This window comes from Streptomyces sp. NPDC006197 (assembly GCF_040613865.1).
GTDB lineage: Bacteria > Actinomycetota > Actinomycetes > Streptomycetales > Streptomycetaceae > Streptomyces.
The window spans coordinates 1-1,743 of sequence record NZ_JBEXSZ010000297.1; the positions used below are offsets into that span (position 1 = coordinate 1).

The following is a 1,743-nucleotide window of genomic DNA, read 5'->3' on the forward strand; positions in this document are numbered from 1 at the left end:
GACGGTACCGATGTCGGGGTGGCGGTCGCCGTCGGGGCCGGTGTCGGGGTGACGGTCCCCGCGGCGTGCGCGGGGACCGGGGCGGGCGGTGGGACGAGGAGCGGGTTCAGTGGACGTGCGCCGCCTTCACGGTGTGGCTGCCGGAGATCTCCTCGCCGGGCTCCATGGGCGCGGTGACCTCGTCGGCGTCGCGGCCCCGGCCCAGGTGGTTGAAGACCACGTTGAGGAGGACGGCGGCCACGCAGCCGGTCGAGATGCCGGAGTCCAGGATGATCTGCGCGGTCTCCGGGAAGGCGTGGTAGAACTCCGGCTTCGTGATCGGGATGATGCCGACGGCCAGCGACACGGCCACGATCAGCACGTTGTTGTCCTTCTCCAGGCCGGCCTTGACCAGGGTCTGGATGCCGCTGGCGGCGACCGAGCCGAAGAGGACGACGCCCGCGCCGCCGAGGACCGGCCGGGGCACGACCGAGATGAGCGAGGCGGCGACCGGCGAGAGGCCCATGAGGACCAGGAAGCCACCGCCGCAGGCGACGACGAAGCGGCTGCGGATCCTGGTCATGGCGACCAGGCCGATGTTCTGCGCGAAGGCGCTGCACATGAAGCCGTTGAAGAGCGGGCTGAGCGCGGAGCCGAGGGTGTCGGCGCGCAGTCCGGCCGCGATGGTCTTCTCGTCGGCGGGCCGCTCCACGATCTCGCCGAGCGCCAGCATGTCGGCGGTCGACTCGGTCATGGAGACGAGCATGACCACGCACATGGAGATGATCGCGGCGAGGGCGAACTGCGGGGCGCCGAAGTGGAAGGGGGTCGGGAAGCCGACGATGTCGGCCTCCTTCACCGGGCTGAAGTCGGTGACCCCGAAGGGTATGGCGATGAGCGTGCCGAGGACGAGGCCGACCAGGACCGCGACCTGCTTGAGGAAGCCACGGGTGAAGCGGCGCAGCAGCAGGACCACGACGAGCGTGACGCCGGCGAGCGAGAGGTACGTGGTCGAGCCGTAGTCCTCGGCCTTGGGGTTGGGTCCCTGGGCCCAGCCGAACGCGACCGGGAGGAGGGAGACGCCGATGAGGGTGATCACGGTGCCGGTGACGACCGGCGGGAAGAACCGCACGAGCCGGGAGAAGAAGGGGGCGGCGGCGAAGCCGAGGAGTCCGGCGACGATGATCGCGCCGAAGATCACGGGAAGCGCGTCGGCCTTGTTCCGGGTGGTGTCGACGATCGCCAGCATCGGCGCGACGCCGGCGAAGGTGACGCCGTTGACGAACGGCAGCTTGGCGCCGATCTTCCAGACGCCGAGCGTCTGCAGGAAGGTGGCGAGGCCGGCGGTGAAGAGGCTGGCGCCGGTGAGGAAGGTGAGCTCGGCGCCGGAGAGGCCGACGGCCGCTCCGACGATCAGGGGCGGGGCGACGACGCCCGCGTACATGGCGGCGACGTGCTGGAGGCCGCTGGTGAGCATCTTGAGAGGGGGCAGCGTCTCGTCGACCGGATGCTTCTCGCGGTCTTCGGGGGCGGGGCCTGCGTCTGGTGCATTGCGAACCTGGGGCTTGGCGGCCACGGCGGTTCCTCCGGTCGGTTACACGTCGGCGGCGACGAGGGGTTCAGGGAGGTGGTGCGATGCGGTGCGAGGTGCAGGAGGTGCGGCTCTTTGCGAGGTGGAGCGGGGTGGGGCGGTGGGCCGCGGAGGGGCTGGCCATCATCGCCTCCATGGTCGTGGCCCTGACGGTGACCCCCGCCCTGTGCCTG

1 protein-coding gene is annotated in these 1,743 nt (G+C 70.9%); it reads right to left on the reverse strand.

Annotated features, from left to right (window positions below; all coding sequences use genetic code 11):
• Positions 1–106: 106 nt before the first annotated feature.
• Positions 107–1,456: a nucleobase:cation symporter-2 family protein gene (locus tag ABZ318_RS39550; protein ID WP_356907246.1), complete on the reverse strand. Its 1,350-nt coding sequence runs from the start codon at positions 1,454–1,456 to the stop codon at positions 107–109.
• Positions 1,457–1,743 lie beyond the last annotated feature (287 nt).

Bases quoted from the DNA above. Each gene is read 5' to 3' on its own strand.
- ABZ318_RS39550 (WP_356907246.1), bottom strand. From the start codon at position 1,456: ATGCTCACCAGCGGCCTCCAGCACGTCGCCGCCATGTACGCGGGCGTC.